Origin of the sequence: Methylocystis sp. H62 (assembly GCF_015709515.1) — a bacterium.
Classification (GTDB): Bacteria; Pseudomonadota; Alphaproteobacteria; order Rhizobiales; family Beijerinckiaceae; genus Methylocystis.
In genome coordinates this window covers 32222-57128 of record NZ_JADNQZ010000046.1, presented here as the reverse complement: position 1 = coordinate 57128, position 24907 = coordinate 32222, and the positions used below count along the sequence as shown (strand labels likewise).

The window sequence follows — 24907 nt, the reverse complement described above, 5'->3', positions numbered from 1 at the left end:
AGGTCAGGCCTGCCGCCAGACCTTCACGGCGGAGACGAGCAGGATCGCGGCGAGGGCGGGAAGCAAAAGGGCGCTCGGGATGATGGCGAGCAACTGGCCGCCAACAAAAGTCCCGACGATCGACCCGGCCGCCATCACGAGCGCGAAGGTTCGGTTCCGCCCAAGGGTCAAGAAGCTGCGGTCACGGCTGTAACGGGCAAAGCCCGCGAGCATTGTGGGCAGACTCACCGCCAATGACAGGCTGCCGGCGAGCTTTATGTCCGCGCCGAACAAGAGCGTCAGCGTCGGGATCAGCAATTCCCCTCCCGCGACGCCCAGAAGCGACGCCACGACGCCAATGGTGAAGCCGCAGACGACGCCAGCGACGGCTTGGGCGGCGCCTTTCAGCAGGGGCTCGGCCGCCGCCGCGTCGTGACCAAAGAGGAGCACGCCCGCGATGAGGACGAGCAGCGCAGCTATTACGCGATAGAGCGTCTTCGAGGCGAGGCGTGTCGCCCAGCCCGCGCCGAGCCAGGCGCCGACAAGACTCCCGGCCAACAGATTGGCGATAACGCTCCAATTGGCGGCGATGATGTCGAACAGCACGGTCCGCGCCCGGAACGGCAATGCCGAGGCCACGACGACGAGGCTCATGGCCTTATTGAGAATGACGGCTTCGAGGGCCGCGAATCGGAACGCCCCGATCAGCAGAGGCAGGCGAAACTCCGCCCCGCCGAGGCCGATCAGCCCGCCGAGCGCGCCAATGACGGCCCCTCCAACGAAAGCGCCGCCATTGCTCCGGCTTAGGTTCTTGATCCGAGTCAATTCGAGCGTCGTGAGAGCGCATTTCCTGCCTAATGCAGCGGCGGGATAGCCGACAGAGCCGTTGATCGCGACATGGGCGGAATGGTAGGGTTTCGCTTCGCGGCGAAGCAACTGTTGGGCCGGTCGAGCGAGATTTCACGCGCCGTCCGACTGATGCGAACACTCTTCGAACTCAACGGCCGAGATGCGCGAACGAATCGACGCGATCGACTTCTGGCGCGGGATCGCGCTGGCGACGATTTTCATCAATCACATCCCCGGCAACATCCTGGGCAACTTCACGCCACGCAATTAATAGTTGGACATTCTTTCCTCCGCTTTCGCGTCTCATTTATCCACGTAGCGCGATGAAATCCTCGAAACACAGCGCGCCGACGATGTTCTGATTATCGTCAAGCAATTCATACACAGGATCATTGTCGCCATAAATCGCGAAGAGGACGACCACATCCGCATCGCCGCCGCCTTGACTTGGCAACCACCAAAGCCGACGCGATCGATATCGCTTGGCCTGGATCTTCGAGCCGACACCGCCATTGCTAAAAGCCGCATGAAACCCAGTTAATTTATCGGTCCCTCGACAGGTGTTCGGTGGAAAGTGACACCTGCGGGACCCGCTCGCATAATGACTGGCTAGGCAGGAAACTCTTGCGTCGTGCGTCGATGAAAGACAAAACCGTCGCCATTCTTGAAAGCCGCAAGGGGGATCACATTGCCAGTTTGGTCCGCAAGTATGGAGGCACGCCGTTTTTGGCGCCCGCACTGAGCGAAATCCCGGATGTCGATCCTGCACATATTCACGAGTTGATCCATGGCTGGAATTCCACGCCGCCCGAGATATTCATTTTCCAGACGGGCGTCGGGACTCGCGAATTGTTCGCCGCGACCGATTCGCTGGGGCTAACTGGCGCTCTGCTGAGGCTGCTGGACGCAGCGCAGGTGATTGTACGCGGCCCCAAGCCGGCCACGGTACTGCGCTCGCGCAAGGTGCGCATCGATCGCGCCGCCAGCGACCCCTTCACGACGCACGAGGTGCTTGCCGAAATGCATGAGACCCCGTTACGCGGCAAACGCATCGTGGTACAGCGTTACGGCGAGACCAATCGTGAATTACAGGCCGCGCTCGAAAGCGAAGGCGCGGAAGTAATCGAAATTGTGACCTATCGCTGGGCCTTGCCAGAGGACACGGCGCCGTTGCAAAGGCTGATCGACGCGCTTGGCCGCGATGAGATCGATCTTGTGGCGTTCACCAGCGCATCGCAGGCGAGCAACCTTTTCGCTGTCGCGCAATACCACGGCAAAGAGACGTCGCTCAAACAGAGCCTTGTCCGAACGCTCGTCGCTTCGATCGGACCGGTGTGCAGCAACGCGCTCCGCAAGCTCGCCGTGAGGGTCGATATCGAAGCACATCCACCGAAGCTCGGGCCGTTTATTGACGCGATCAACGCGGCGCTGTCCGACCCACAGCGCAATGGCGCGCGTGATGCGCCGCATGTGCGGTGAGAGCCGTAGGACGCATGAACGATGGAAGGCTACGCAGCCTTCTGCCGGCAATGCTTGTTCTGTCGCTTTCAGCGTCGCCGCACGTATTCGAGCGCCTGTTAAGCTGAAAACTTCGATGTTTTAACCAGGAGACGGACATGTCCAAGGAAGAAAAGGCAGTCGGGGGCAACGAGAGAATTATAGCTCTGCTCAACCGCATCATGGAATATGAATTGGCCGGGGTGGTGCGCTATACGCACTATTCCCTAATGGTTTTCGGCTACAATCGCCTCCCCATCATTTCCTGGCTGAGCGGGCAGGCGGACGAATCGCTCGCCCATGCGCACAAGGCGGGTGAAATGATCACTCATCTCGGCGGTCATCCATCACTTGGCATCGGTCCGCTGCTGGAAACCCACAAACACGATATCGGCGATATCCTGCGCGAGTCGCTGGAGCATGAAGCGGCGGCGTTGGAGCTTTACCGCGAGCTGTTCAAGGAAGTAGAGGGCAAGTCCGTGATGCTGGAGGAATACGCGCGCAACATGATCTACACCGAGGAACTGCACCAGGGCGAGGTCAACAAGATGCTACGCAAGCCGGGGGATGTGTCCGTTTTTTCGGCATCGGCACACAAATAGAGCCCGGGCCGCGGCACGACGCGGTCGTTGTGCGGGAAAAGGAGAGAGTTTCGCTCTTGATGATCGCGACGGTGCCGGTGGTCGCGGTGTCGCGTCAGCAATTGACTACGGGCCCGGCCGGACGAACGGCCCGGCGATCGATCGCCGTTGGCAGGCGCTCTGCAATTTCTCTGTCTCAGTCATTTTGTGTCTCTTCGCTCCGCTATGATTGGCGCTCATACCGCGTCCTGCGGCGATCGAATCCGGCGCGAGCGCAAGACAGCAAAGAACCGCCGTTTGTCGTCCTCCGAAATTATTCGTTCGTTAGATATCGTGTTCGGCGAGATCGACCGGTGATCTCGGCGTAAGCGCGTCGCGCCCGCTTCCCATGCGCCTGTTGTTTCGACGGTGATTTACGACGCCGCCAGCGAGGACGATCTCGATCTGGTCGGACGTCAGACCATGTTGCGTCTCTATTGTCACGTTCGCTGATTCCAAGACGATTTTCCCGCCGCCTGCGAGCTTGTGGCGGAAGTCACGGATCCGAAGCGTGTCGTTCTTTTCCAGCCGATCATAGTCCGTCGACTCGACGAACAGGAGTGGAAGAATTCCGTAGTTGATGAGGTTTTGCCGGTGGATTCGGGCGAAGCTCTTCGCGACGACGACTCTGAGGCCGAGATATCGGGAAGCCGCGGCGGCGTGCTCTCGGGAGGATCCCTGGCCGTAGTTCTTGCCGGCGACCACGGCATGCATTGAATTCGGACCGAGCGCGTGAGCGCGAGCGACATAGGTCGGATCGATGCGCTCAAACGAAAAGTCAGCGATTTTCTGGAGGTTGGACCGGTAAGGCAGGGCCTTCGCAAGCATCACGCAAATTGCTAGCAAGCTGTCCTTCGGACTTTTCCCGAAATTGCTGTCCATGACGACCGATCAGGTTAAATTGCTCCGCCGTGACAACGTCGTTTCGGATGAAGCGAAAGCGAGCGGAGTGACGCTGGAAGGACTGGGAATCGTGCCGCAGCCAATTGCAGCGGTCGTCCCCGCCTATCTCGACCGCGACCGCAAGGTCAGCCAATATCAATCGCGGCGCGTCGATTGATCTTGAAGTCTCCACCGAGGTCGTGCCTGACGATGTTGCTCGGCGCCTAAACTGATTCCACGACAGGAATCGAAACAATTTGCCGCGGGTTTGAACATGTTCCCTTGTCACCGCCGATAGATGCCGACCAAGGTCGCCTCCTGCAGTGCGAATTTGCACACCTATTGTTCAATTTCTTCGTAAGAAGGATCACTACTGTCCGGTTAAGCGAACGACGCAGCTGGAATAAGCCTTCATGGCTAATACGTTAGGCCTGATTTGGTTTGGTGTCGATTTGAACTCGCCTCGGTGATTTTGCGCTAGTTTTCCCGATTTTCCTGATCGGGGAGCCCTGCCGTGAACTTTGGCCGGACGCTGTTTTCGCAAGTCATGGACTTCGTTCCGTGGACGAGTTTCGAGCGAATCGTCACACGTCATCGCGGTGATGTTCGCGTCCGCAGCCTTCGTTGCGGCGAACAATTTCGCATCATGGCGTTCGCGCCGATGACGTATCGCGAGAGTTTGCGCGATATCGAGGCGTGTCTCGGAGCGCAACCCTCGAAGCTTTATGGCATGGGGCTGCGCCAGCCCGTCGCAAAGTCGACCTTGGCCGACGCGAACGAACGGCGAGACTGGCGCATATGGTCGGACATCGCCGCCGTCTTGGTCCGCCGCGCACGCAAACTTTACGTCGATGACGACACCGGCCTTGATCTTGCGAGCACCGTTTACGCGCTCGACAGCACGACCATCGATCTGTGCCTGTCGCTGTTTCCATGGGCCGATTTTCGTTCGACGAAAGCCGCCGTCAAGATGCACACGCTGCTCGACTTGCGCGGCTCCATCCCAAGCTTCATCCATGTTTCCGATGGCAAAATGGGCGATGCGCTCGCACTGGATTTGATCACGCCGGAAGCTGGAGCCATTTACTGATGGATCGCGGCTATGTCGATTTCGCGAGGCTTCATGCGCTGTATCAGGCCTGCGCATTCTTCGTCACCCGTGCGAAAATCAACATGAATTATCATCGCGTCTATTCGCGACCTGTCGACAAATCGACCGGCCTTGGCTCGGATCAAAGCATCGCGCTCGATGGTTTCTACACGTGCCGCAGCTACCCGGAACATTTGCGCCGTGTGCATTTTTGCGATCCGGACACGGGCAAGAGACTGGTCTTCCTGACAAACAATTTCACGCTGCCCGCGCTGATCATCGCCGCGCTCTATAAACAGCGCTGGCAAGTCGAGCTGTTTTTCAAATGGATCAAGCAGCATTTGCGCATTCGTCATTTTTTCGGCACATCCGAGAATGCGGTGAAGACGCAAATCTGGACGGCGGTTTGCGTCTATGTGCTGGCGGCGATCATCAAGAAGGAACTGGCGCTCGATGTGTCGCTCTACACTTTTCTACAGATCTTATCCGTCCACTCTTTCGAAAAAATCCAGCTTTTCCGCGCCTTTCAAGACGCTGACGACGACAATGACGAGGGATCACCATATAACCAGTTGAATTTGTTCGATACCTAACCGGACAGCAGTGAAGAAGGATGGGTTCGAAATCGAAGGTCTGCGCATGAAAGTGCGAGCAGGCGAAAATGGTGACCGGCGGCTACGGTGCCGATATGCATGCCCTCCACATCGTAAGAGCGCGAGACGCAGTCGGCGATGTTCCAACCGCCGTTGATGACCCAGTTATAGGAGGGAATGTAGTTGCGCACGAGGCCGAGGATCATCATCACGACGTGCTCGGCGGATGATGAGCGCGATGCGCCTCCGGCATTAATAGGCGTGCCGCGTTCACGCCGCCACCGGCAATATGCGAATGGATGTCGATCGCGCCTGCCATTACGATTTGGCCGGACACATCATATTCGGCGTCGAGCCTGGGACCCTCTGGCTGCGCGACGATGTGGCCATCTTCGAACCAAACATCGCCCACGCTGTCGGTCTCGTGGACGAGATCAATAACATGGGCTCCACGAAGACAAGTCAGCACGGCACGCCCCCAAAACCTTGGTATTAATCGCGACGATCGCGTTAGCGTCGTTGGACAATTTAGCGTTGCGTCGGCTTACCCGCTGAGACGGGGCCGGCTGCGTCGGAAGTGGGGCTGGCACGCCCTCGGACTCATGCGAATGCCGTTAGCGTAGATCGCGACGGCACGTCGCTCAACCACGATTTGAACAGCGAAAACGGGATGGTCAAAGTAATCCGCCGCCGCGTTGTAGACGAGCAGCCTTGCCTTTCGCTTGACTGCAACGACCGCAATCAGAGAGGACTCTTAGGGTCAACCTGCGTTACGGGCGCTTCGTTCCGATAGGTCTGCTGAACCCCAAATTGCCGCCGCTACAGACGCATCCTCAGGCGGCAGCTGGGCTCCATTTTGTAGCCTTCGACGATATCGGAGAACGGGACCAGTTAGCAGACCAAGTCAGACGCTTGGTTCCGTGCATTCAGATTGGGCGATATTGCCGGACCTTTGGCATCGCCCTATGTCACAGGCGAGTCCGTGTCGCAGTGCTCGCGCTTAGCTTAGGACGCGCTCCAGCGGGCGTGCTCGCGAGCCGATTGTTCCTGGAATATTTGGCAATGAGCGATCGAGCGAGTGAAGGAAGCGGCTGGCCAGGGTTCATACGAACAGTTCGAAGAAAACTGGAACACGGTCGGGGAGAAAGATGGAAGCGAAGACTGAGATGAAAACGGGCAAGTGCCCGGTCGTGCACGGAGCGACGAGCATCGGCATGTGGTCGAACAGCGACTGGTGGCCGAACCAGCTGAACCTCAGGATTCTCCGCCAGAACTCGCCCCAGTCCAATCCGATGGGCGAGGCTTTCGACTATGCGGAGGAGTTCAAGAAGCTCGACTTCGAGGCTCTGAAGAAGGACCTCGCCGCGCTGATGACGGACAGCCAGGACTGGTGGCCGGCGGACTTCGGCCACTACGGCGGGCTTTTCATTCGCATGGCGTGGCACGCCGCCGGCACCTACCGCGTCGGCGACGGCCGCGGCGGCGCCGGCGCTGGCCAGCAGCGCTTCGCGCCGCTCAACTCTTGGCCGGACAATGCGAGTCTCGACAAGGCGCGCCGGCTCCTGTGGCCGATCAAGCAGAAATACGGCCGGAAAATCTCTTGGGCCGACCTCATGATCCTCGCCGGCAATGTCGCGCTCGAGACGATGGGCTTCAAGACCTTCGGCTTCGGCGGCGGCCGCGCCGATGTGTGGGAGCCCGACGAAGCCGTCTACTGGGGCAAGGAGAAGGTTTGGTTCCCTGATCCTCGTAGCGATGAGCGCTATACCGGTGACCGCCAGCTCGAGAATCCGCTTGCCGCGGTGCAGATGGGACTCATCTACGTGAACCCGAATGGGCCGAACGGCAAGCCAGATCCGGTCGCCGCCGCCATCGACATTCGCGAGAGCTTCAAGCGCATGGCAATGAACGACGAGGAGACGGTTGCGCTCATCGCCGGCGGACACAGCTTCGGCAAGACCCACGGTGCCGGCGATGCGGCGCTTGTCGGCCCCGAGCCAGAAGCCGCGCCCATCGAGGAGCAAGGACTTGGCTGGAAGAGCAAGTTCGGCACCGGCAAAGGTAAAGACGCGATCACCGGCGGCCCGGAAGTTACCTGGTCGCAGACGCCGACGAAGTGGAGCAACCACTTCTTCGAGAACCTGTTCAAATACGAATGGGAGCTGACCAAGAGCCCGGCCGGCGCTAATCAGTTCAGGGCGAAAGGCGGCGGCGAAACGCCAATTCCGGACGCGTTCGACCCTTCGAAGCAGCACGCGCCAACGATGCTGGTCACGGACCTTTCGCTGCGGATGGATCCGGTCTTCGAGACGATCTCCCGGCGCTTCATGGCGCATCCGGATCAGTTTGCGGACGCCTTCGCCCGGGCGTGGTTCAAGCTCACGCACCGCGACATGGGTCCGCGCGCCCGCTATTTGGGACCGGAAGTCCCGGCGGAGGAGCTGATCTGGCAGGATCCGGTTCCCGCCGTCGATCACGCGCTGATCGACGCAAAAGACATCGCGGATCTCAAGGCCAGGATCCTCGCCACGGGACTTTCGATCTCCGAGCTCGTCGGGACCGCCTGGGCTTCGGCGGCGACCTTCCGCGGCTCCGACAAGCGCGGCGGGGCAAACGGGGCGCGCATCCGTCTTGCGCCGCAGAAGGATTGGGACGTCAACCAGCCCGCCCAATTGGCGCGGATTCTCGAGACGCTTGCGGGCGTCCAGAAAGCGTTCAACGGCGCCGCAAGCGACGGCAAGAAAGTGTCGCTCGCCGATCTCATCGTCCTCGGCGGCTCGGCCGCCGTCGAGCAGGCCGCGAAAAAGGCCGGCCACGACGTGACCGTTCCCTTCGCGCCCGGACGCACGGACGCGTCGCAGGAGCAGACCGACGTGGCGTCCTTCGCCTATCTCGAGCCGGTCACAGACGGCTTCCGCAACTACCTCAAGGCCAAATACGCCGTGCCGGCGGAGGAGCTTCTGATCGACAAGGCGCAACTCCTGACGCTGACCGCGCCGGAGATGACGATCCTCGTTGGCGGCCTGCGCGTCTTGGGCGCGAACCACGGCAAGTCGCAGCACGGCGTCTTCACGAAGCGGCCAGAGACGCTGACCAACGACTTCTTCGTGAACCTCTTGGACATGAGCACTGAGTGGAAAGCGACCGCGGACGAAAATGTGTTCGAGGGACACGACCGCGAGAGCGGGAAACTGAAGTGGACCGGCACCCGTGTCGACCTGATCTTCGGTTCTAGCTCCCAGCTGCGCGCGCTTGCCGAAGTCTATGGCTCCGCCGACGCGCAAGCAAAGTTCGTAGCCGAATTCGTGGCGGCATGGACCAAGGTGATGAACGCCGATCGCTTCGATCTCCCCTGATCCAGAGCGATAGGAAGGTCGCAGACCCGACATGGCTTTGGTGGTTTCAATAGAGACCAGCAAAAAGCTGGGGGTCAGGCGGCTTGCCGAAATTCGTTTTCGTTGGGCCGTTTCCATCGAACCGGCTGCGGCAGACTGCAGTAACGTTCGAGGATGCCATTGAGATGAGCCGCCCGCACATGGAGCATCAACTGAGCGCCTAACCGAGTCCATCGCATCTGCCGCTTCTTGCACATCCAGAGATCGTAAGCGCTTGATTCTTGTATCTGAGAAGAGCGTCACTCTTCTGGGCTTCCGCCGCATCGCTAGCATCTAACTCTGATTGCTAAGAGTTTTTAATTACCAAGGCTGTCGATTTCGGTTTCAATGTGAGACCGGGGGTATTTGGTGTCGCTTTTTCCGTTTCATCTGAAACTCCGCTTTCGATTCCAGTCTCAAATGAAACAGCATTTTTGACGATACCAGGCGGAGAGGAATTTTCGTTGAATCCCGGATTTCCCGTGCTGTAAGCGGATCGTTGTGGTCGTGATTGAAACCATCAGCATGCCGACATCGTGCGGTCGATCGACCGGTCGATCAATCTCAGTTGAAACCGAAAAATTTTGGCTCCAGTTTCAAATGAAACAGAAATTGAGTTGAGACTGATTGATCGTAACGTTTTGAAAAATCATAGGGTACCAATGTCATATTGAAACCGAAATCGACAGCTCTCGACGGTCTATTTCCTGGCCTCTTATGTGATCTACCTGCACGGCCATTGAGGGGGCGACGCCGAGCGGCTTCGTGACGGGAGAGCCGGGGGCGCTGTTTCCTTTGCAAAGGCTGGCGAAGTGGAGCTAATTTGCCGGCGGCTAAGCCATTTGGCCGAACGCTTGTGACGCGGGCGAGCCTTGCGGCCTCAAGACGGCCTTGCTTGTCGACCAACCGGCGACGCCCAACAAAACGGCTCCAATACCGCGCGGCGTCAACCAACATACATGACGCTGAAACTACAGGTGAAACCATGAAGCATCCTCGGATCGCGGTCTCGAAATGCGCGAGAAAGATTGCTCGCCGCGCCACTCAGGCCGTGGCGTTCATGGTCATCGGAACGGGGATCGCGTGCGCGCAGGCGGACGCGGGCAAAAAGCTGAAAGTCGCCTTTTTCGGCTTCGAGATAATCAACACGTCGCCTGAGCCGACGAGCGACATTGAAAAACAGCGACTTGTCATGATCGGCGACACGTTGACGAAAATGTTGGTCGACTCTGGCCGTTATGAAGTTGTGCCGCTTTCGGATTCGCTAAGACAAAAGATCGATCGAAGCGCCAGGATCACGGGATGCAACGGCTGCCAAATCGAATGGGCGCGCGAGGCAGGGGCCGATCTGGCGGCCTGGGGCACGGTGCAGAAAGTCAGCAATCTCATCCTGAACGAAAACGCCTATATGGACGATGCGAGGAGCGGGACCGCATATTTCAGCCAGAGTGTCGATATCCGGGGCAACACCGACGAATCATGGGTGCGCGGAATGCGTTATCTCCTACGTTACAACCTGCTTGAGAAACGCTGAACGGGCAAATGAGCACGGGATAGACGCTTACATTGTAAGAAAATACTGGTGTCTCTGTCTGGTGTCTTGTCGTGCAAGACTATGCATGATGCCAGACCTTCACGGCGGAGACGAGCAGGATCGCGGCGAGGGCGGGAAGCAAAAGGGCGCTCGGGATGATGGCGAGCAACTGGCCGCCAACAAAAGTCCCGACGATCGACCCGGCCGCCATCACGAGCGCGAAGGTTCGGTTCCGCCCAAGGGTCAAGAAGCTGCGGTCACGGCTGTAACGGGCAAAGCCCGCGAGCATTGTGGGCAGACTCACCGCCAATGACAGGCTGCCGGCGAGCTTTATGTCCGCGCCGAACAAGAGCGTCAGCGTCGGGATCAGCAATTCCCCTCCCGCGACGCCCAGAAGCGACGCCACGACGCCAATGGTGAAGCCGCAGACGACGCCAGCGACGGCTTGGGCGGCGCCTTTCAGCAGGGGCTCGGCCGCCGCCGCGTCGTGACCAAAGAGGAGCACGCCCGCGATGAGGACGAGCAGCGCAGCTATTACGCGATAGAGCGTCTTCGAGGCGAGGCGTGTCAGCTCCCAAAAGCTGTGAGTATGCCCGCGTCTCGAAAGCCGACGGCTCGCAGTCGCTCGACCTGCAGCACGACGCCCTGCGTGTCGCCGGCGTTCTTCAAGACCAGATTTACGAGGATCGCGCTTCGGGGAGCCGCGATGATCGGCCCGGCCTCGAGGCTTGCCTGCGCGCGTTGCGGGCGGGCGATGTGCTTGTCGTTTGGAAGCTTGACCGGCTCGGGCGGACGCTGACCCATCTGGTCAACACCGTTCGGGATCTGTCCGATCGGGACGTCGGTCTGAGAGTGCTCACCGGAAAAGGGACGCAAATCGATACGACCACTTCCTCCGGCCGCATGATCTTCGGGATCTTCGCCACTCTAGCGGAATTTGAGCGCGATCTCATACGTGAACGGACCATGGCGGGTCGCCGGAGACCCGACCAATGGGTGCAGGGCGCGATCTGCGAGGGCGCAGGAAGGATGGAAGCGAGTTCCCAGTAGAGATAGCGGTGTCATCACTCGTTACAACCAATTGATGAATGAACGCATGTGCAAGAAGCGCCAGATGCGATGGTCTCTGCTAGGCGCTCAGCTGATGCTCCATGTCCGGATTGCTCATCTCAATGGCATCCTCGAACGCTACTGCGGTCTGCCACAGCCAGTTGAACGGACATGGCCCAACGATAACGAGTTTTGGCAAGCCGCCTGACCCCCAGCTTTTTGCTGGTCTCCAATTAACAGCAGCGTGACATCCGTTCTAGCGATCGCCTCGTTCGAGTTGAAGGCCATGAGGTCACCGGAAAAAGGCGGGCACTCGTCCTCGATCTGCGCCGAACTTCCAACCATCATTCTGCGCTACCTCCCATAATAGCCGCCAACGCCGTTTGGCCTTGAATTGCAGACTTGCCGTCGCCGCTGAAATGAAGCGCGCTATCTACGTCGATAACGATGTGCGTACGGCCGAGCGGCGGCAGCGGCGGCAACTTTCGGATGTCGCGCTGCCGATGGTCGCCGCGAACAAATCACAAGGCGCCTTCCGCCAATAAAGGTGGCGCTTCGAAAGGAAAGGAACGACATGGCCAAAATCTTGTGCGTGCTGTACGACGATCCGGTCGAAGGTGATCCGAACACCTATGCGCGCGACGACGTGGCTCAGCCCAAACGCTATCCTGACGGACAAACGCTGCCCTCCCCCAAAGCGACGGACTTTAAGCCGGGCACGTTGCTCGGCAGCGTCTCTGGGGAGCTAGGGCTGCGCAAATTCCTCGAATCGAACGGTCATCAACTGGTCGTGACATCCAGCAAGGACGGCGCGGACAGCGTGCTCGATCGAGAGCTTCATGACGCCGACATCGTCATTTCGCAGCCATTTTGGCCGGCTTATATGACGCGCGAGCGAATTGCGAAGGCGCCAAAGCTTAGACTCATTATCACCGCCGGCATTGGATCAGACCACACTGATCTGCAAGCGGCGATCGATCGCAACATTACCGTTGCCGAGGTCACCTACTGCAATAGCATCAGCGTATCCGAACATGTGGTGATGATGATCCTCGCGCTGGTGCGTAATTACATCCCTTCATACCAATGGGTCGTGAAAGGCGGCTGGAACATCGCGGATTGCGTTGCGCGGTCCTACGATCTGGAAGCCATGCAGGTCGGCACCGTCGCCGCCGGTCGCATCGGATCGGCCGTACTCCGGCGGTTGAAGCCTTTCGACGTCGGACTTCACTATTTCGATCGTCATCGTCTTCCGGAATCGGTTGAACGAGAACTGAATCTGACGTACCACCCGAGCGTGGAAAGCATGGTCGCGGTTTGTGACGTCGTCACCATAAATTGCCCGCTGCACCCGGAAACCGAACATCTGTTCAATGACGCACTGATAGCGAAGATGAAGCGCGGCTCTTATATCGTCAATACGGCGCGAGGCAAGATCTGCGATCGCGACGCCATCGTGCGTGCGCTCGAAAGCGGACAATTGGCCGGCTACGCGGGCGATGTCTGGTTTCCTCAACCTGCGCCAGTCGATCACCCATGGAGAACGATGCCTCATCATGGCATGACGCCGCATATTTCTGGCACCAGCCTGACGGCGCAGACGCGCTATGCAGCCGGAGTGAGGGAGATTCTCGAATGCTGGTTCGACAATCGTGCGATCCGCGATGAATATCTCATCGTCAACGCAGGCAAACTCGCTGGCGCAGGCGCCCACTCTTACAGCGCGGGCGACGCGACCGGCGGTTCGGAAGAAGCGGCCCGATTCAAGAAATACTGAGCTCACATAACGAAATTGGATCATTGGCAGGAGCCGGCGCTTCCATTCAGCGCCGGTTCCGACATCGGATGAGAGTATGACGAAGACCTGTTGCGCCTACTTCTCCTGATGGTTCTGGTGCAAATGTCGGAAGAAGATAATTCGACATTTTCAACAGAACCGGCCAGGCAGCGCCGAGTGGAGTGGCTGCAAAAAACTTTCAATGAGGAGGTAAAAGCTTTGGCGCGAGGGTCGAAGCGAAGCCGAATGGAAGGCTTGCGCTATCTTGGTCTGGAAGCGCCGCATGATCTCAGGTTCGGCATCGCCTCACTCGAGCGCCTTCATGCAACCATACCTTGACAAGCACGGCTCGAACGATCCGTTATCCGATCGCGGTTCGCGTGAGCGCGACCTCATTGCAATCGTCGGAAAATTGGTGCGCGAACTTCATCCCCAACGGACGAAGAGCTACGCTATTGCTTTATCGAGTCGGCTCGAACAAGATCTTGGGATCGACAGTCTCGCGCGAACGGAATTGATTTTGCGGGTCGAGCACGCTTTCCGTTTGCGCCTGCCGATTGGCCTTGTTGGTCAAGTTGAGACGGTCGCAGATCTCCTCGAAGCGCGCCAAGCGTCAGCCCGAGATGATGAACCAGCGCTTCGAGCCGCGCCGTACGCCGCGCCCATGGGGCCAGGGCCTCGTCGGGAAAGCACTCCGCGAACATCCGCCTGGCGCACAGCGGCGCGGTGTACCGAAAGCGTCGCGCCATAACCGTCAGCCGAGCCCGGCGGCCGTACAAAGGCAAGTCCATCGCCGATCGTCGGTATCGGCTATGAACGCGTTGCGACGGCGTTCCGCAGGATGGGCAATTGCTGAAAGAGCGCTCGTGGTGGATGAGGATGCTCGTCTGATCGCAAACTATGTCTTGAACAACGAACCCGGGCGGCACGAGAGAGGATGCGCGAAATGAGGCCATGGCGGTGATTCCCTCAGCGAAATCACCGAAATCGGCGCCGCAACTGCATCAACAGTGAGTCAGGCCCAACCTTCAACGCGAAAATGGGGTGCCTTGCAAACCAAGAAGATTAAGGGCTTCACGAAAGCGACTGTATCATGGCCGTTAAGATTGATCAGCTGTTTGATCGAAGACGCCCTTGAAGCGCCGCCCTTTCAACATCCGCTGAAACTCGGTCTAAGCTCAGTATTTCCCGGACTTGATCACGAGCCAAATCAGTATCAACCCGAGGCTGCAACCGACCGCAAAGACGCCGAGCCCGATGACGGTCATTCCCCACATCACTGGCCCCTTGTCTGCAAGGAGCAAGAAACTGGAGCCGATAATCAGCGCTGCGATCACCAGACCAACCGCAATCCGATTGCTAGAGCGATTCAGCTCGCCAAGGACAAAATCAAATCCCTGGCGTCCCAAGTCGATGGAGAATCGACCTGTAGTCATTGCGTTGACAAGTTCCTCCACTTCGCGAGGCAAGCGCTGGGCGACGCCGGCCCATTGCCGAACCTCGTGACCGGCCGCCTGCGCAATACGACGTGGCTGCCGCGCCGCAGCCACTTGTTCCTCGGCGAACGCCTTGCACTGGTCAATGACATCGAACTCGACACAAAGCCACCGCAACAAGCCTTCTATTTCGGCAATAGTACGGAACACGAGGAAGAGTTCGCTCGGCAACTTGAGGTCATGTTTAGCGCTGTTGTAAATCATCCCGATGAACATTTCTCCAACCTGAACGCGTTCATGCGGTTGATTGATCTGCTTTAGCAAGATCGGTTTCAGTCCTCTGACAAACGCGTTCCGGTTGGCCTCAGGGCCCGCGCGAGCGAGCTTCAGCCAAATGGCGCCCACACGCTCGAAGTCTTCCGCCATCGTCGCTTGAAATAGCTCGGCCAATGCGTTGCGTTCCGCCTCGGTAAGGTAGCCTACGAGGCCAAGATCGATGAAGGCAACGCGGTTGTCAGGCAGCAAAAGGAAATTGCCTGCGTGGGGATCGGCTTGATAGAAGCCGAATTCAAAGATTTGTTTGAGAAAGGCGCCAAGAAGCCGCTCGGCGGTTCCCTTCAAGTCCACATTCGCCGCGAGCAGGCGATCCATTTCATCGAGGGGGATGCCGTCGATGTATTCCATGACCAGGATGTGCGAATGAGTGAGGTCCCAGTAGACCTTTGGCACGAAGAGATAAGGATCATTCGCAAAGAGTTGCGAGAAGCGGGCCATGTTGGTCGCCTCCGTGATGAAATCGAGCTCCTGGTCGATGGCGTTGGCGAACTCCTCCACCATTTGCACAGGATTCAGGGGTCGGCTTTCGGGGAGGTATTTTTCGATCAGCGATGCGAGCATGCGCAACACAGCAACGTCCGAGGCAATCACCTTAGTGATCCCTTGACGCTGGACCTTGATTACGACCTCGTCGCCCGACTTAAGCGTCGCTCGGTGGATCTGAGCGACGCTGGCGGACGCCAGGGGCTCCGGATGGATCATGCTGAAAGGCGAATCGGGTGTCATGTAATAGTCCGGCAGCGACTCCTTGATCTCCTCCCAGGGCACTGGCCGGGTGCGCCAAAAGAGCTGACGCAGCTCTCTGGCGAATATGTCGGGAATCAAGTCATGCCGAGCGCTCAATAGCTGGCCGAATTTGATAAAGGTAGGGCCCAGCTCTTCGAAGGCTTGCCGCAGGCGGACCGCCGTGCGCTTGTCTTCTTCCAAATGGAGCCGGGCATAGCGATACCGATCCAAAGGAGAAAGCTGGCCATGGAGAGAAAGGCGTTTCACGACGCCGTAAAAGCCATGCCGTGCAAACACCGCTATGATCTGCCGCAGGCGCATGGCTAATCGCGAGCGCTCCTGCAGCGACTTAAACATAGCCGTCGGCTACTTGCCTGGTCGGGGCGGACATGCGTCGGGGGGCTGACCTTGAGATGAAGTGTTCGCGGGCTGTCCCTGCGCTCACTGGCGACACGCCAAGATCAAGCGAAGCGCAAGTGTCTGCGGCGACCATTTTGCGCGCCGCCGACAAGCCCTCAAGATGTTCGTTTCGCGGAGTCAATTTCAACCCCTGGAACCATCGACGAGATAGGCGGGAACGATCGCTGCGATTGGCTGCGGCGCGACTCCAAGTCCTTCCAGCGTCATTCCCGCCGCTTTCGCTTCCTCCGAAACGACGTTGTCATGACGGAGCAATTCAACCTGATCGGTCGTCATGGAGAGCAATTTCGGGAACAGTCCGAGGGACAGCTTGCCCGCGATTTGCGTGACGCTCGCCATGAGCTTCCCGGTCTCGAAGCCGAGCGAGACGATATATCGGCGGCGCCTTGTAACATCACAGACATACTGAACCAGTTCGCGAAACGTCTTCACCTCGGGTCCACCCAGTTCGTAGGTTGCTCCAGGCGTCGCCTTCCCATCCAAGGCGAGAGCTATCGCCTGCGCGATGTCGTCTACGAAAACAGGTTGGAATCGCGTGCTTGCGCCGACCAAAGGCAGGATTGGCATAAGGCGCGCCATGGCCGCGAAACGGTTGAAGAAATCGTCCTCCGGGCCGAATACGATCGATGGACGAAAGATAATGGCTTGCGGCACGAGTTCATGCACCGCCGCCTCACCCTCGGCCTTGCTGCGCGCGTAACCGGAAGGAGAGTTCTTAAGTGCGCCGATAGCCGATATGTGAACGAAGCGCGTTATGCCTGCTTCTTTGACTGCTTTGGCGACATCGCGCGCCCCCCGCGACTGAATATCGGCGAATGTCTGATCGTCACTTTCGGTCAGGATTCCGACGAGATTGACTGCGGCGTCGGCGCCCTCGAGCGCGGCGGCGATTGTTTGCGCATCACGCAAATTAGCCTGAATTAGCTCGATCTGGCCCGGCTTCCCGTCCGACTGCAGATGGACGGCGAGTTCGGGCCGCCGGCACGCGATCTTGACGCGCCAATCGTTGTGGATCAGCGCTCGGACGACATGTCGTCCGATAAAGCCGGATCCGCCAAACACAGTCACCAGTCCGTTTCGCGTTTGATTATCATTCATCATGAGCCTCGCGATTGCGATGGAAGCAGGCGTCGTGTGAGAACCCAAGTCGCTGCTCGAGGCGATTGCGCCCGATAGCGAAACTCTTATTCGCCTGCGCCGCCGTCACAATGTCAGATAGAGGAGCGGCGGCGGGCGTCCCCTGTGCGCGGCCGGAAAAGCCGTTCGCGGTGGAATCCGATCGCCGAATTCACCGGGATGCGACGTCAGCCGAACCCCGCAGAAGGGCGACCTGTTCGTCGAAACGTGAGCGCCAAAAGCGTTCCGGACAATCAACGCAACATCAGACATGGTTCGACGATCAGCGCGCTCGCGCCCCCCAACGCAACGCCAAAGCCGGACAGGAGAGCCAAAGCCATCATTAGCTTGTCCAGGAAAAACGTCGCCGCCGATCCCCGATCACCGCGGGCGCCCCCTTTGAAAATTGTGGCAACGACCGCGGCAAGCAGCACGACGAGCGTAACGATAGTCACAATGGCGACGCTGAACGAAATGATGCTGGGGCTCAGCGCATCTGACGAGACGCCCAGGGCGCAAAGCAATGTATGGCCGCCGTAAATGAGTGTCAGATGAATCGCCCATAGGACCGGACCAAATAGGACGTAAAGCAGCGCGCCCCCCAATGGCTCGCGCACTCCGCTTCGTTCCTCCGCGTCGCCCATGGCGTCACCCAGAGACCCGCGGAAATCCATGCACGAGCAACAGGCCAAATAAGCCTTGACCGGCGGTGTAATAAGTCAGCAACGCGACGTTCTCGAAAGTGAGGCGGCGCTCGGAGTCTAGCTTGCCGGTGAAATAACGCGCCAGCGCATAGAAGGTCATGATGGCGACGGCGAAGGCGAGCTGGCCTGTTAACACGCTCTCCATGTAGACCATCGCCGCGTAGGACGTCTTAGTGGCGTTCAGACCCGTCAGCCAATGTCCAGAGATCTCGACGGCGACGCCAGCGACCAAACAGCCGGCGCCGAGCAGCATGAAAATGGGCGTCCAGATATTTATCGACCGCGGCGCCGGCAGCAAGCGGTCGGCGGCGGCGAATGCGGCAACGCTCACGATCAGGAGCGCGGCGGAGGCCGCCGCCCATTCGAGGGGCGGCGGAGCGGGAGAGCCGGTCGGCGGCCAAACTTGCGGGCTGACTGTCCAGAGGTAAAGGTAGGAAAAAACATAAGTGAGATACAGTGAGGCGGCGACTAGCATCAGCACGACCATGGCCCACCAGGAATGCGATATCGGCCCCGATACGTAAGTCGGCAGCTTGAATCCGCCGCCGATGTCGACGGGCTCCTTGCCCGGACCGCGGTCAAGCTCCCAAACCCAGACAAAGCACGAGAGGAGCGCAAGCGCGGCGCAGACAAGGGCCGGAATCACGACCTTGATGGTGAGGAGGAGGAAGAAAGCGGCGGTGAACACGGCCGCAAAGAAATGCGACCAACTCGGGCCGACCATCCGGATCACATATTGCGGCTCGCCCTCGATTGGCGAGGTGACGATCGTCTCGCGGCCCCCTGTTGGGGCGTTTGGCAGATAGTAAGCGCCGGCCTCGACGTCGGCGGCGAGGTTCGGTTGGTCCCACAGCGGTTCGCGGCTGGTGACATGCGGAATGCTGCGAGTCGAATAGACATCGGTTGGAAGCCATTCGAGCGTGCCGGCGCGCCAAGGATTTTCCGGACCTTGCTCGCCAGGTCTAAAGCGCAGAAATAAATCGATCACGAATACCAGCACGCCAGCGGCGATGATGAACGCCCCGACGGTCGAAACCATGTTGAGCGTGTCCCAGCCCATGGCGTTCGAATAAGTCCACACCCTGCGCGGCATGCCCAAGAGGCCAGTGGCGTGCATGGGGAAGAAGGCGATGTTGAAGCCGGCAAACATGAGCCAGAACACCCACCGTCCGCGCTTTTCCGACAGCATGTTGCGGCTGACCATCGGCGTCCAATAGTAGTAGGTCGCGAAAAGCGGGAACACCATCCCGCCGACAAGCACATAATGGAAATGCGCGACGACGAAATAGGTGTCGTGCACCTGGAAATCGAACGGCGCCACAGCGACCATCACTCCTGTGAGGCCCCCGATGGTGAAAATGAAGAGAAAGCCGAGGACGAACAGTGAGGGGGTCGTGATCTGGAAGCGGTCGCGTCCCGCGGCGATGGTCGCGATCCAGGAAAACACCTGAATCCCCGACGGAATTGCGATCGTCATGCTGACGGCGGAGAAGAAACTCAGGCTCAACGCCGGAATCCCCGTACTGAACATGTGATGGACCCATAGGCCGAAGCTGAAAAATCCAGTCGCGATGAGCGCCACAACATTAAGCCGATATCCGACCAAGGGCGTGCGAGCCATCGTCGGCACAATCATCGAGACAAGGGCGGCTGCGGGCAGGAAAATGATATAGACCTCCGGGTGCCCGAAGAACCAGAACAAGTGCTGCCAGAGCAGTGAGTCGCCGCCCTTGGCGGCGGTGAAGAACGGCCAGCCAAAGGAGCGCTCGATCTCGAGCAGCATGGTCGCCAAGATCACTGCGGGAAAAGCGAAAACGATCATCGCCGCGAAAATCAGCATCGCCCAGGCGAAAAGCGGCATTTTGTCGAGCGACATGCCGGGCGGACGTGTGCGCAAGGTTCCGACGATGATTTCAATCGCCCCGGCGATGGCGGAAATTTCGATGAAGCCGATGCCGAGCAGCCAGAAATCCGCATTGTCGCCGGGCGAATATTCGGTCAGCGTCAGCGGCGGATACATGAACCAACCGCCATACGGCGCAAGGTCGTAAAAGACCGTGGAGAAGAAAACCAGGCCGCCGATCACATAGGCCCAGATGGCGAAGGCGCTGAGTCGTGGAAATGGCAGATCGCGCGCCGCCAGCATCTGCGGCAAAAGGACCACCCCCAAAGCTTCGACCGCTGGCACCGCGAACAGAAACATCATGGTGGTGCCGTGGACGGTGAATATCTGGTTGTAGAGGTCCTGGCCGATGAAGTCGTTGTCGCTCGTCGCGAGCTGCACGCGCATGAGCAGCGCCAGCACGCCGGCGAGCAGGAAAAAGAGAAAGGCGGCCCCCATGTAAAAGAGGCCAATGTCGGTATTGTTGACCGCCGTAAATATCCGCCAGCCCTCGGGCTTCGCCCAGATGCGTTTGAGTTCCTCGAGCTCGCCGGCCGGGCGGGGCGCTTCGCTGGGAAGGCTATTCGGGGCGTCGTCGACGTCAGGCATCGCGAGTAGTCACCTCAGATTAGCCAAATAGCGCGACAAGGCCGCGAGTTCGCTTTCGCTGAAAATGCCGTACGGCGGCATCAGATTTCCTGGCTTTATCCGCTGGTTGTCCTTGATCCAGCGCGCGTACGCCGCTTCGTCATTGGGCAGCGAGGCGGCACCGAGCGAAAGGCGGCCGCCGACATGGGTGAGATCGGGGCCGATCACGCCATTGGCTGAAGTGCCGCGAATCGTGTGGCAGGCGCCGCAGCCGCTCGCCGCGAACAGAGTCATCCCCTGTTGTGCTTCGGGTTCGGTCGGCGCCTTCGCCGACCCCGCTTCGCGAGCAAGCCATTGCTCGAACTCCGGCTGCGTCATGACCAGCACATAGAAGGACATGAGCGCATGCGCCCCGCCGCAGTATTCCGCGCACTGTCCGCGGCTCAAGCCGGTTTCCTTGGCCGTCAGCGTCAGGACGTTCTTGCGGCCCGGAATCATGTCGAGCTTGCCCGCGAGCTTCGGCGCCCAGAAGCTGTGGATCACGTCGGCGCTCGTCAATTCGATTTCTATCGGGCGGCCGACGGGCATACGCAATTCGTTGGCGCTCTCGATTCGCCGCCCGGCGACGTCCCGGTAAATGACGCGCCACCACCAGCGCTCCCCGACGACAGCGATTTTGACCGGCTCGCCGCTGGCTGATGGTGGATCGTTGATGCTCGTCAAGACGAACCCATATCCGAGCAGCGCTGTGAGCGTGATGACCGGGAACACGATTCCACCGCCGATCACGATTCCGTCGCGGCCGAGCCATCGCCGCCAACGCGCCGGCCCGCATATTGCCAACGCCGTGACGAGCGTCACCGCCAGGAGGATGATGCCGCTTCCGATCGTCATCACCCAAAACAACAGAGCGACGCGCTCGGCTTGGACGCCGTTTGGCGCAAGCGCGGATTGGGCGCCGCCGCCACACGCCGCCAACGGCAGAGCCGCTGAGGCTCCCCAAATCCGATTTGCCAATGCGTACCATCTTGCCATGGCGGAACGCTCATCTTCGGCGGCGCGGCGGAAGCGGCGGCGCAGGCGGCGGTTCAGGCGCTGCCGCGGTCGACGCGACACTCTCGAAATAGGCGGCGACATCCTCGACTTGCTCTTCGCTCAAGCGCGGGGCGATGGCCGCCATGATCGCGCCGTGCACGGTGCGGCTGCGCAGTCCCCGGCGCCACAGCCGGAGCTGACCTGCGATATAGGGGGCATGCTGACCGTCGAGCTTGGGGAAGGTTGCGGCGCTCTTGCCCGCGTGGCAGGCCAGACACGGCGGAACGCCCTTCTCTGGAACGCCGGTCGATGCGATCCGTTTTCCTCGTTCGATCTGATTGGATGCGGCGGACTGGACAATGCCCGCCTCAGCCCAGATGACCGGGTGCTCGGCGTAGTGCTTTGCAAGTTCGATAAGGGTCCGCTCGTCGAGCCCGGCGGCCATCGGTTGCATGATTCCGCTCGGCCGCAGGCCGTTAGCGTAATTGCGCAACGACATCTCGAGATAAGCCTGGGATTGGCCAGCGAGTTTCGGAATTAGGCGGTTCGGCGAGGGCGCCGCCTGGGTCTCGTGACAACGATGGCACCTGGATAGAGCATCCGCCACGCTCCCTAGTGTCGCCAATTCGCGTATGCCGCGACTAGGCCGTCCGGCGTCTCCCTTGGCGAGACGCCGGTATTCCGCCGCGTCCATCTTGGGTAAAGCGCGCAAGAACGCGACGATCGCCCACAACTCATCCTCTCGTTCCGGCGCGACCCAAGCCGGCATGCCCGTGAACTTGAGACCATGCTTGGCGATCCAGAATAACTGCTTGGGCGTCCACGTCGGCGCGACACGCGCAAGATCCGGCGGCCGGGGCAACATCCGCTGAATGATCGGATTGCTTGGTTCTCCTGGCGCGCCATGACACGGCGCGCATCCGCCATGGAAATGTCCCGCTCCCAACGCCACCAAGTTCGGATCATCGAGGACCGCCGTGGGCGCCAGCAGACTGTGGGTCTCCACCGCGCGGCGCTTCCCGAAGTCGAGCAGCCAGTAGGTAATGGCGAAATGCGGTTCGCTAGCGGCGATGTTGTAAATTCCCGACCAGGCGAACAGAAACGCCCCGACCCCGAGCGCGATAACGACCGAACCGAGGATCGCAATCGTTCGCGTTGTGGCAAGCGCCATCCCGCCATCACCTCGGCGCCATGGAAACGTCGGAGGAAATCGAGAACGTCGGGCGCTGTTCGGCGCCAATCCTCTCCAAATCTCGCAGCGATTTCGAGGCGATCGCAACGCCTGTCAGGACATAGCACAGCGGGCAGGCCGCCAACATCAGCAGGCCGGCGAGACGCTGATCCGAAAGCAACCCATCGAAGTCCGCCGCGCCGTGGCCGTGATCCGAGGCGACGTCCGCATACAGGAGGCGCGGAGCGAGGAGGAGCAGCATGCCGAGCAGGCAGGACAGTTTGCCGGTCAGCAAAATCGCGATGACGCCGCGCCATCGAAACACGCCTTCTTCGGAAAGAACGGCAAGCCAGAAACCCAGCGACGCCGCGAGTAGCGACGCCTGCATGAAGGCATGCGCGATGGGCTGCCTTGCGGCCAACGCCAATACGATGGGCGCGTGCCATGTCCAAAGCAGCGCAAGTTGCAGGAAAGTGGCGGCCGCCAGGAGCTTTGCCGACAAGAAAACGGGCACCTGCGCACCATAAACCGCAATCGTCACGAGAGCCAGCGCGGGGGCCGCCGCGTTCATCAGAAGAATGTGCGAGGCCATATGCGTCGCGCGCGGACCGAGCGGCAAAGCCGAAAGCGCGATTTGTCCGAGCGCGATGCTCGCGAGAACGCCCGCCACCAACGATAGCGGCCTTCGAACTCGCGTACTCGGCGTCACTCCGCCGGCGCTCCGACTGGATCGCGGCGTCGTAACCTCGATGCCCGATGGCCCGGCTCCTATCACACTTTTCTCCAACCAGTTGCCTCGGCCCGTATGGGGAAGCGGAGGAATGACGGGAGCGCGCTTTACATCTTACATAACTCTTTGGCGACATTCTGGTTCCCCGAGGCTCGACGCTGTCGCGCGACTCGAACCGTTACGGAAAAAAGAGCGGTCCACCGCACCGCCGCTCCCGATTTGATCGGCGCGCGCAAATTCAAGAGCGCGTAGGCCCGCGCCATGATCCGCCTCTATCGCTGTCGCCATGAAGTAATCGCTGTTCAGCCGATTTCGGAATCCCTTGCAGAATCGGAAAACGACGAACTCGCTTGTCTTATGACTTTTTACGCCGTCGAAGCAAAAAGAAACCGCTGGGAGAGGGTTGCCGCCCTCTCGTCAGCGGCGAGGGACGGATCGAGAAACCGCAGACCGTTTGGGGTGCTTACGAACGGTAGGGACGCCGATTTACCCTCGTGACTGCGCCCAAAGGGGGCCCATTTAGTAAACGGCTTCGAGCTAGGAGCGGGAGCCATGTCAATAATCCTCAATCACACGATTGTGCCTTCGCGAAATAAGAAGGAGGCGGCGGCCTGGTTTGCACAGGTGTTCGGCCTAAGCTTTGAGGACGCGGCAGGCCATTTCGCGCCTGTGCGCTTAAACGAGACTCTTACGTTCTCGTTCGCCGATGAGGCCTCCTTTGAGCGGCACCACTACGCTTTCCACGTAAGCGAGACCGAATTTGACGCTATCCTACACCGCGTCAAGGAGAGGGGGCTGGCGTTCGGAAGCGCACCTTGGAGCCAAGGGGATAGCAAGCTCAACGATTGGAACGGCGGCCGTGGAGTGTATTTCGAGAACGTCGACGGCCATTTGCTCGAGTTGATGACAGTGGCGCAATGATTCGTGCAAGTTCATGGCGGCCTGAACGCTCCACCTGGCGTTGACATGTCTGGATGGCGCCTGCTGATCAAGGGTTATTTTGGTGCAGCGCGATGATCGTGGGTGTGGTCATGTCTTCGGCCTGTCGATGCGGGTGTTGACGCCCCGCGGGCCCTGATGTTGTCCGCTGATCGCTGGCAGTAAGTGACCGCGTTCGTCGCGACAACTAGTTTCATGAGCGACATCATGTTCTTTTCGTGCAGCCATCCATTGAGTTCGATGCCGTCGCAAATTAGCGACAGCGCCGCTCCTTTCAATGCGGCCGACAAGGGGCGGAAGACAAGAGACATCAGGCCTCATCGTCACCGAAAGCGACCGAGGATGACTCCAACAATCCGGAAGCTGCGGAGTGCGCATTGTAAAAAGGTCTTCACAATCTGCCCTAAGCGAGGCGCTTGCGTTGTTTCTCGCCAAGCTGAAGGCATTCGGAAACACGACGGACAGCCGAAGCTATAATCATGGTGGCGCGCATCCAGCCGCCTCTCCGTGGCTGCAAGGCGCCGCGCGAGGTGAGTCCTCAACATATGAAATGACATGGCGGTCCGAAGAGCAGCCCCG

The 24907-nt window shown here is 59.6% G+C and carries 19 protein-coding genes and 6 pseudogenes; 12 read left to right on the top strand and 13 right to left on the bottom strand.

All coding sequences use genetic code 11. The annotated features are described in order from the left end of the window. Positions 1-3: 3 nt before the first annotated feature. Entirely contained in the window at positions 4-804 is an 801-nt protein-coding gene (locus tag IYY11_RS05740) for a sulfite exporter TauE/SafE family protein (protein WP_196403043.1), read from the bottom strand. Positions 805-988: 184 nt separating this feature from the next. Here IYY11_RS05740 and opgC point away from each other — a divergent pair. The 3 genes and pseudogenes from opgC to IYY11_RS05725 all read left to right on the top strand — a co-directional run. Then, positions 989-1087: pseudogene (gene opgC, locus IYY11_RS05735) on the top strand (OpgC domain-containing protein); the annotation flags it as partial. 380 nt (positions 1088-1467) lie between these two features. After that, on the top strand, positions 1468-2307 hold the full coding sequence (locus IYY11_RS05730) for a uroporphyrinogen-III synthase (protein ID WP_196403035.1): 840 nt from the start codon (positions 1468-1470) through the stop codon (positions 2305-2307). Between the two features lie 137 nt (positions 2308-2444). Then, positions 2445-2927 (top strand): bacterioferritin, encoded by a 483-nt coding sequence (locus IYY11_RS05725; protein ID WP_196403034.1) that lies wholly within the window; start codon positions 2445-2447, stop codon positions 2925-2927. Between the two features lie 303 nt (positions 2928-3230). Here IYY11_RS05725 and IYY11_RS05720 read toward each other — a convergent pair whose 3' ends face one another. Further along, positions 3231-3773, bottom strand: a complete 543-nt coding sequence (locus IYY11_RS05720; protein ID WP_246719671.1) for a hypothetical protein — start codon at positions 3771-3773, stop codon at positions 3231-3233. 52 nt (positions 3774-3825) lie between these two features. Between IYY11_RS05720 and IYY11_RS05715 the strand changes: the two genes are divergently transcribed. Both IYY11_RS05715 and IYY11_RS05710 read left to right on the top strand, forming a co-directional pair. Next, positions 3826-4005, top strand: coding sequence for a hypothetical protein (locus tag IYY11_RS05715; protein WP_196403032.1), 180 nt, complete (start codon positions 3826-3828; stop codon positions 4003-4005). Positions 4006-4341: 336 nt separating this feature from the next. Next, positions 4342-5510: pseudogene (locus tag IYY11_RS05710) on the top strand (IS4 family transposase). A 74-nt stretch (positions 5511-5584) separates the two neighbouring features. On the opposite strand, the pseudogene IYY11_RS05705 reads toward IYY11_RS05710, so the two are convergent. Further along, positions 5585-5740 (bottom strand): annotated as a pseudogene (locus tag IYY11_RS05705) (NAD-dependent formate dehydrogenase); the annotation flags it as partial. Continuing rightward, positions 5719-5979: a hypothetical protein gene (locus tag IYY11_RS05700; RefSeq protein ID WP_246719669.1), complete on the bottom strand. Its 261-nt coding sequence runs from the start codon at positions 5977-5979 to the stop codon at positions 5719-5721. The pseudogene IYY11_RS05705 and the gene IYY11_RS05700, both read right to left, overlap by 22 nt. A 679-nt stretch (positions 5980-6658) precedes the next feature. Here IYY11_RS05700 and katG point away from each other — a divergent pair. Together katG and IYY11_RS05690 are read left to right on the top strand one after the other, a co-directional pair. Continuing rightward, positions 6659-8866, top strand: coding sequence for a catalase/peroxidase HPI (gene katG, locus IYY11_RS05695; RefSeq protein ID WP_196403031.1), 2208 nt, complete (start codon positions 6659-6661; stop codon positions 8864-8866). A 913-nt stretch (positions 8867-9779) separates the two neighbouring features. Next, positions 9780-10418, top strand: coding sequence for a DUF3280 domain-containing protein (locus IYY11_RS05690; RefSeq protein ID WP_196403030.1), 639 nt, complete (start codon positions 9780-9782; stop codon positions 10416-10418). A 79-nt stretch (positions 10419-10497) separates the two neighbouring features. Here the strand turns inward: IYY11_RS05690 and IYY11_RS05685 are convergent. After that, positions 10498-10986: pseudogene (locus tag IYY11_RS05685) on the bottom strand (TSUP family transporter); the annotation flags it as partial. On the opposite strand from IYY11_RS05685, the pseudogene IYY11_RS05680 reads away from it, so the two are divergent. From IYY11_RS05680 to IYY11_RS23265, 4 genes and pseudogenes are all read left to right on the top strand, one after another. Continuing rightward, positions 10983-11393: pseudogene (locus IYY11_RS05680) on the top strand (recombinase family protein); the annotation flags it as partial. The pseudogenes IYY11_RS05685 and IYY11_RS05680 overlap by 4 nt on opposite strands. A gap of 649 nt (positions 11394-12042) precedes the next feature. Then, entirely contained in the window at positions 12043-13245 is a 1203-nt protein-coding gene (locus tag IYY11_RS05675; RefSeq protein ID WP_196403028.1) for an NAD-dependent formate dehydrogenase, read from the top strand. 90 nt (positions 13246-13335) lie between these two features. Beyond that, positions 13336-13584, top strand: a complete 249-nt coding sequence (locus IYY11_RS05670; RefSeq protein ID WP_196403027.1) for a hypothetical protein — start codon at positions 13336-13338, stop codon at positions 13582-13584. Further along, complete coding sequence (locus IYY11_RS23265) at positions 13529-13996, top strand: acyl carrier protein (RefSeq protein WP_312029706.1); 468 nt, start codon at positions 13529-13531, stop codon at positions 13994-13996. Before IYY11_RS05670 ends, IYY11_RS23265 begins: the two co-directional genes overlap by 56 nt. On the opposite strand, the pseudogene IYY11_RS23260 reads toward IYY11_RS23265, so the two are convergent. The 8 genes and pseudogenes from IYY11_RS23260 to IYY11_RS05625 all read right to left on the bottom strand — a co-directional run. Beyond that, positions 13989-14201 (bottom strand): annotated as a pseudogene (locus tag IYY11_RS23260) (transposase family protein); the annotation flags it as partial. The gene IYY11_RS23265 and the pseudogene IYY11_RS23260 sit on opposite strands and share 8 nt — an antisense overlap. Before the next feature lie 222 nt (positions 14202-14423). Next, entirely contained in the window at positions 14424-16100 is a 1677-nt protein-coding gene (locus IYY11_RS05655) for an ABC1 kinase family protein (RefSeq protein ID WP_196403026.1), read from the bottom strand. A 186-nt stretch (positions 16101-16286) separates the two neighbouring features. Further along, entirely contained in the window at positions 16287-17264 is a 978-nt protein-coding gene (locus IYY11_RS05650; RefSeq protein ID WP_409455229.1) for a complex I NDUFA9 subunit family protein, read from the bottom strand. Between the two features lie 269 nt (positions 17265-17533). Further along, complete coding sequence (locus tag IYY11_RS05645; RefSeq protein WP_196403025.1) at positions 17534-17896, bottom strand: hypothetical protein; 363 nt, start codon at positions 17894-17896, stop codon at positions 17534-17536. A gap of 31 nt (positions 17897-17927) precedes the next feature. Then, on the bottom strand, positions 17928-20474 hold the full coding sequence (gene ctaD, locus IYY11_RS05640; protein ID WP_196403024.1) for a cytochrome c oxidase subunit I: 2547 nt from the start codon (positions 20472-20474) through the stop codon (positions 17928-17930). Positions 20475-20483: 9 nt separating this feature from the next. Further along, positions 20484-21488 (bottom strand): c-type cytochrome, encoded by a 1005-nt coding sequence (locus IYY11_RS05635; protein WP_196403023.1) that lies wholly within the window; start codon positions 21486-21488, stop codon positions 20484-20486. A 10-nt stretch (positions 21489-21498) separates the two neighbouring features. Beyond that, positions 21499-22659, bottom strand: coding sequence for a c-type cytochrome (locus IYY11_RS05630; RefSeq protein ID WP_196403022.1), 1161 nt, complete (start codon positions 22657-22659; stop codon positions 21499-21501). 7 nt (positions 22660-22666) lie between these two features. After that, positions 22667-23368, bottom strand: a complete 702-nt coding sequence (locus IYY11_RS05625) for a cytochrome c oxidase assembly protein (protein WP_312029705.1) — start codon at positions 23366-23368, stop codon at positions 22667-22669. A 573-nt stretch (positions 23369-23941) separates the two neighbouring features. Between IYY11_RS05625 and IYY11_RS05620 the strand changes: the two genes are divergently transcribed. Next, positions 23942-24310, top strand: coding sequence for a VOC family protein (locus IYY11_RS05620; protein WP_196403020.1), 369 nt, complete (start codon positions 23942-23944; stop codon positions 24308-24310). Positions 24311-24907 lie beyond the last annotated feature (597 nt).

Excerpts from the sequence above, each read along its gene's own strand:
- IYY11_RS05655 (WP_196403026.1), bottom strand. The coding sequence starts at position 16,100 with ATGTTTAAGTCGCTGCAGGAGCGCTCGCGATTAGCCATGCGCCTGCGG.
- IYY11_RS05730 (WP_196403035.1), top strand. The coding sequence starts at position 1,468 with ATGAAAGACAAAACCGTCGCCATTCTTGAAAGCCGCAAGGGGGATCAC.
- IYY11_RS05635 (WP_196403023.1), bottom strand. The coding sequence starts at position 21,488 with ATGGCAAGATGGTACGCATTGGCAAATCGGATTTGGGGAGCCTCAGCG.
- IYY11_RS05725 (WP_196403034.1), top strand. The coding sequence starts at position 2,445 with ATGTCCAAGGAAGAAAAGGCAGTCGGGGGCAACGAGAGAATTATAGCT.
- IYY11_RS05675 (WP_196403028.1), top strand. The coding sequence starts at position 12,043 with ATGGCCAAAATCTTGTGCGTGCTGTACGACGATCCGGTCGAAGGTGAT.
- IYY11_RS05650 (WP_409455229.1), bottom strand. The coding sequence starts at position 17,264 with ATGATGAATGATAATCAAACGCGAAACGGACTGGTGACTGTGTTTGGC.
- IYY11_RS05720 (WP_246719671.1), bottom strand. The coding sequence starts at position 3,773 with ATGCTTGCGAAGGCCCTGCCTTACCGGTCCAACCTCCAGAAAATCGCT.
- IYY11_RS05620 (WP_196403020.1), top strand. The coding sequence starts at position 23,942 with ATGTCAATAATCCTCAATCACACGATTGTGCCTTCGCGAAATAAGAAG.
- IYY11_RS05715 (WP_196403032.1), top strand. The coding sequence starts at position 3,826 with ATGACGACCGATCAGGTTAAATTGCTCCGCCGTGACAACGTCGTTTCG.
- IYY11_RS05630 (WP_196403022.1), bottom strand. The coding sequence starts at position 22,659 with ATGGCGCTTGCCACAACGCGAACGATTGCGATCCTCGGTTCGGTCGTT.
- katG (WP_196403031.1), top strand. The coding sequence starts at position 6,659 with ATGGAAGCGAAGACTGAGATGAAAACGGGCAAGTGCCCGGTCGTGCAC.
- IYY11_RS23265 (WP_312029706.1), top strand. The coding sequence starts at position 13,529 with ATGATCTCAGGTTCGGCATCGCCTCACTCGAGCGCCTTCATGCAACCA.
- ctaD (WP_196403024.1), bottom strand. The coding sequence starts at position 20,474 with ATGCCTGACGTCGACGACGCCCCGAATAGCCTTCCCAGCGAAGCGCCC.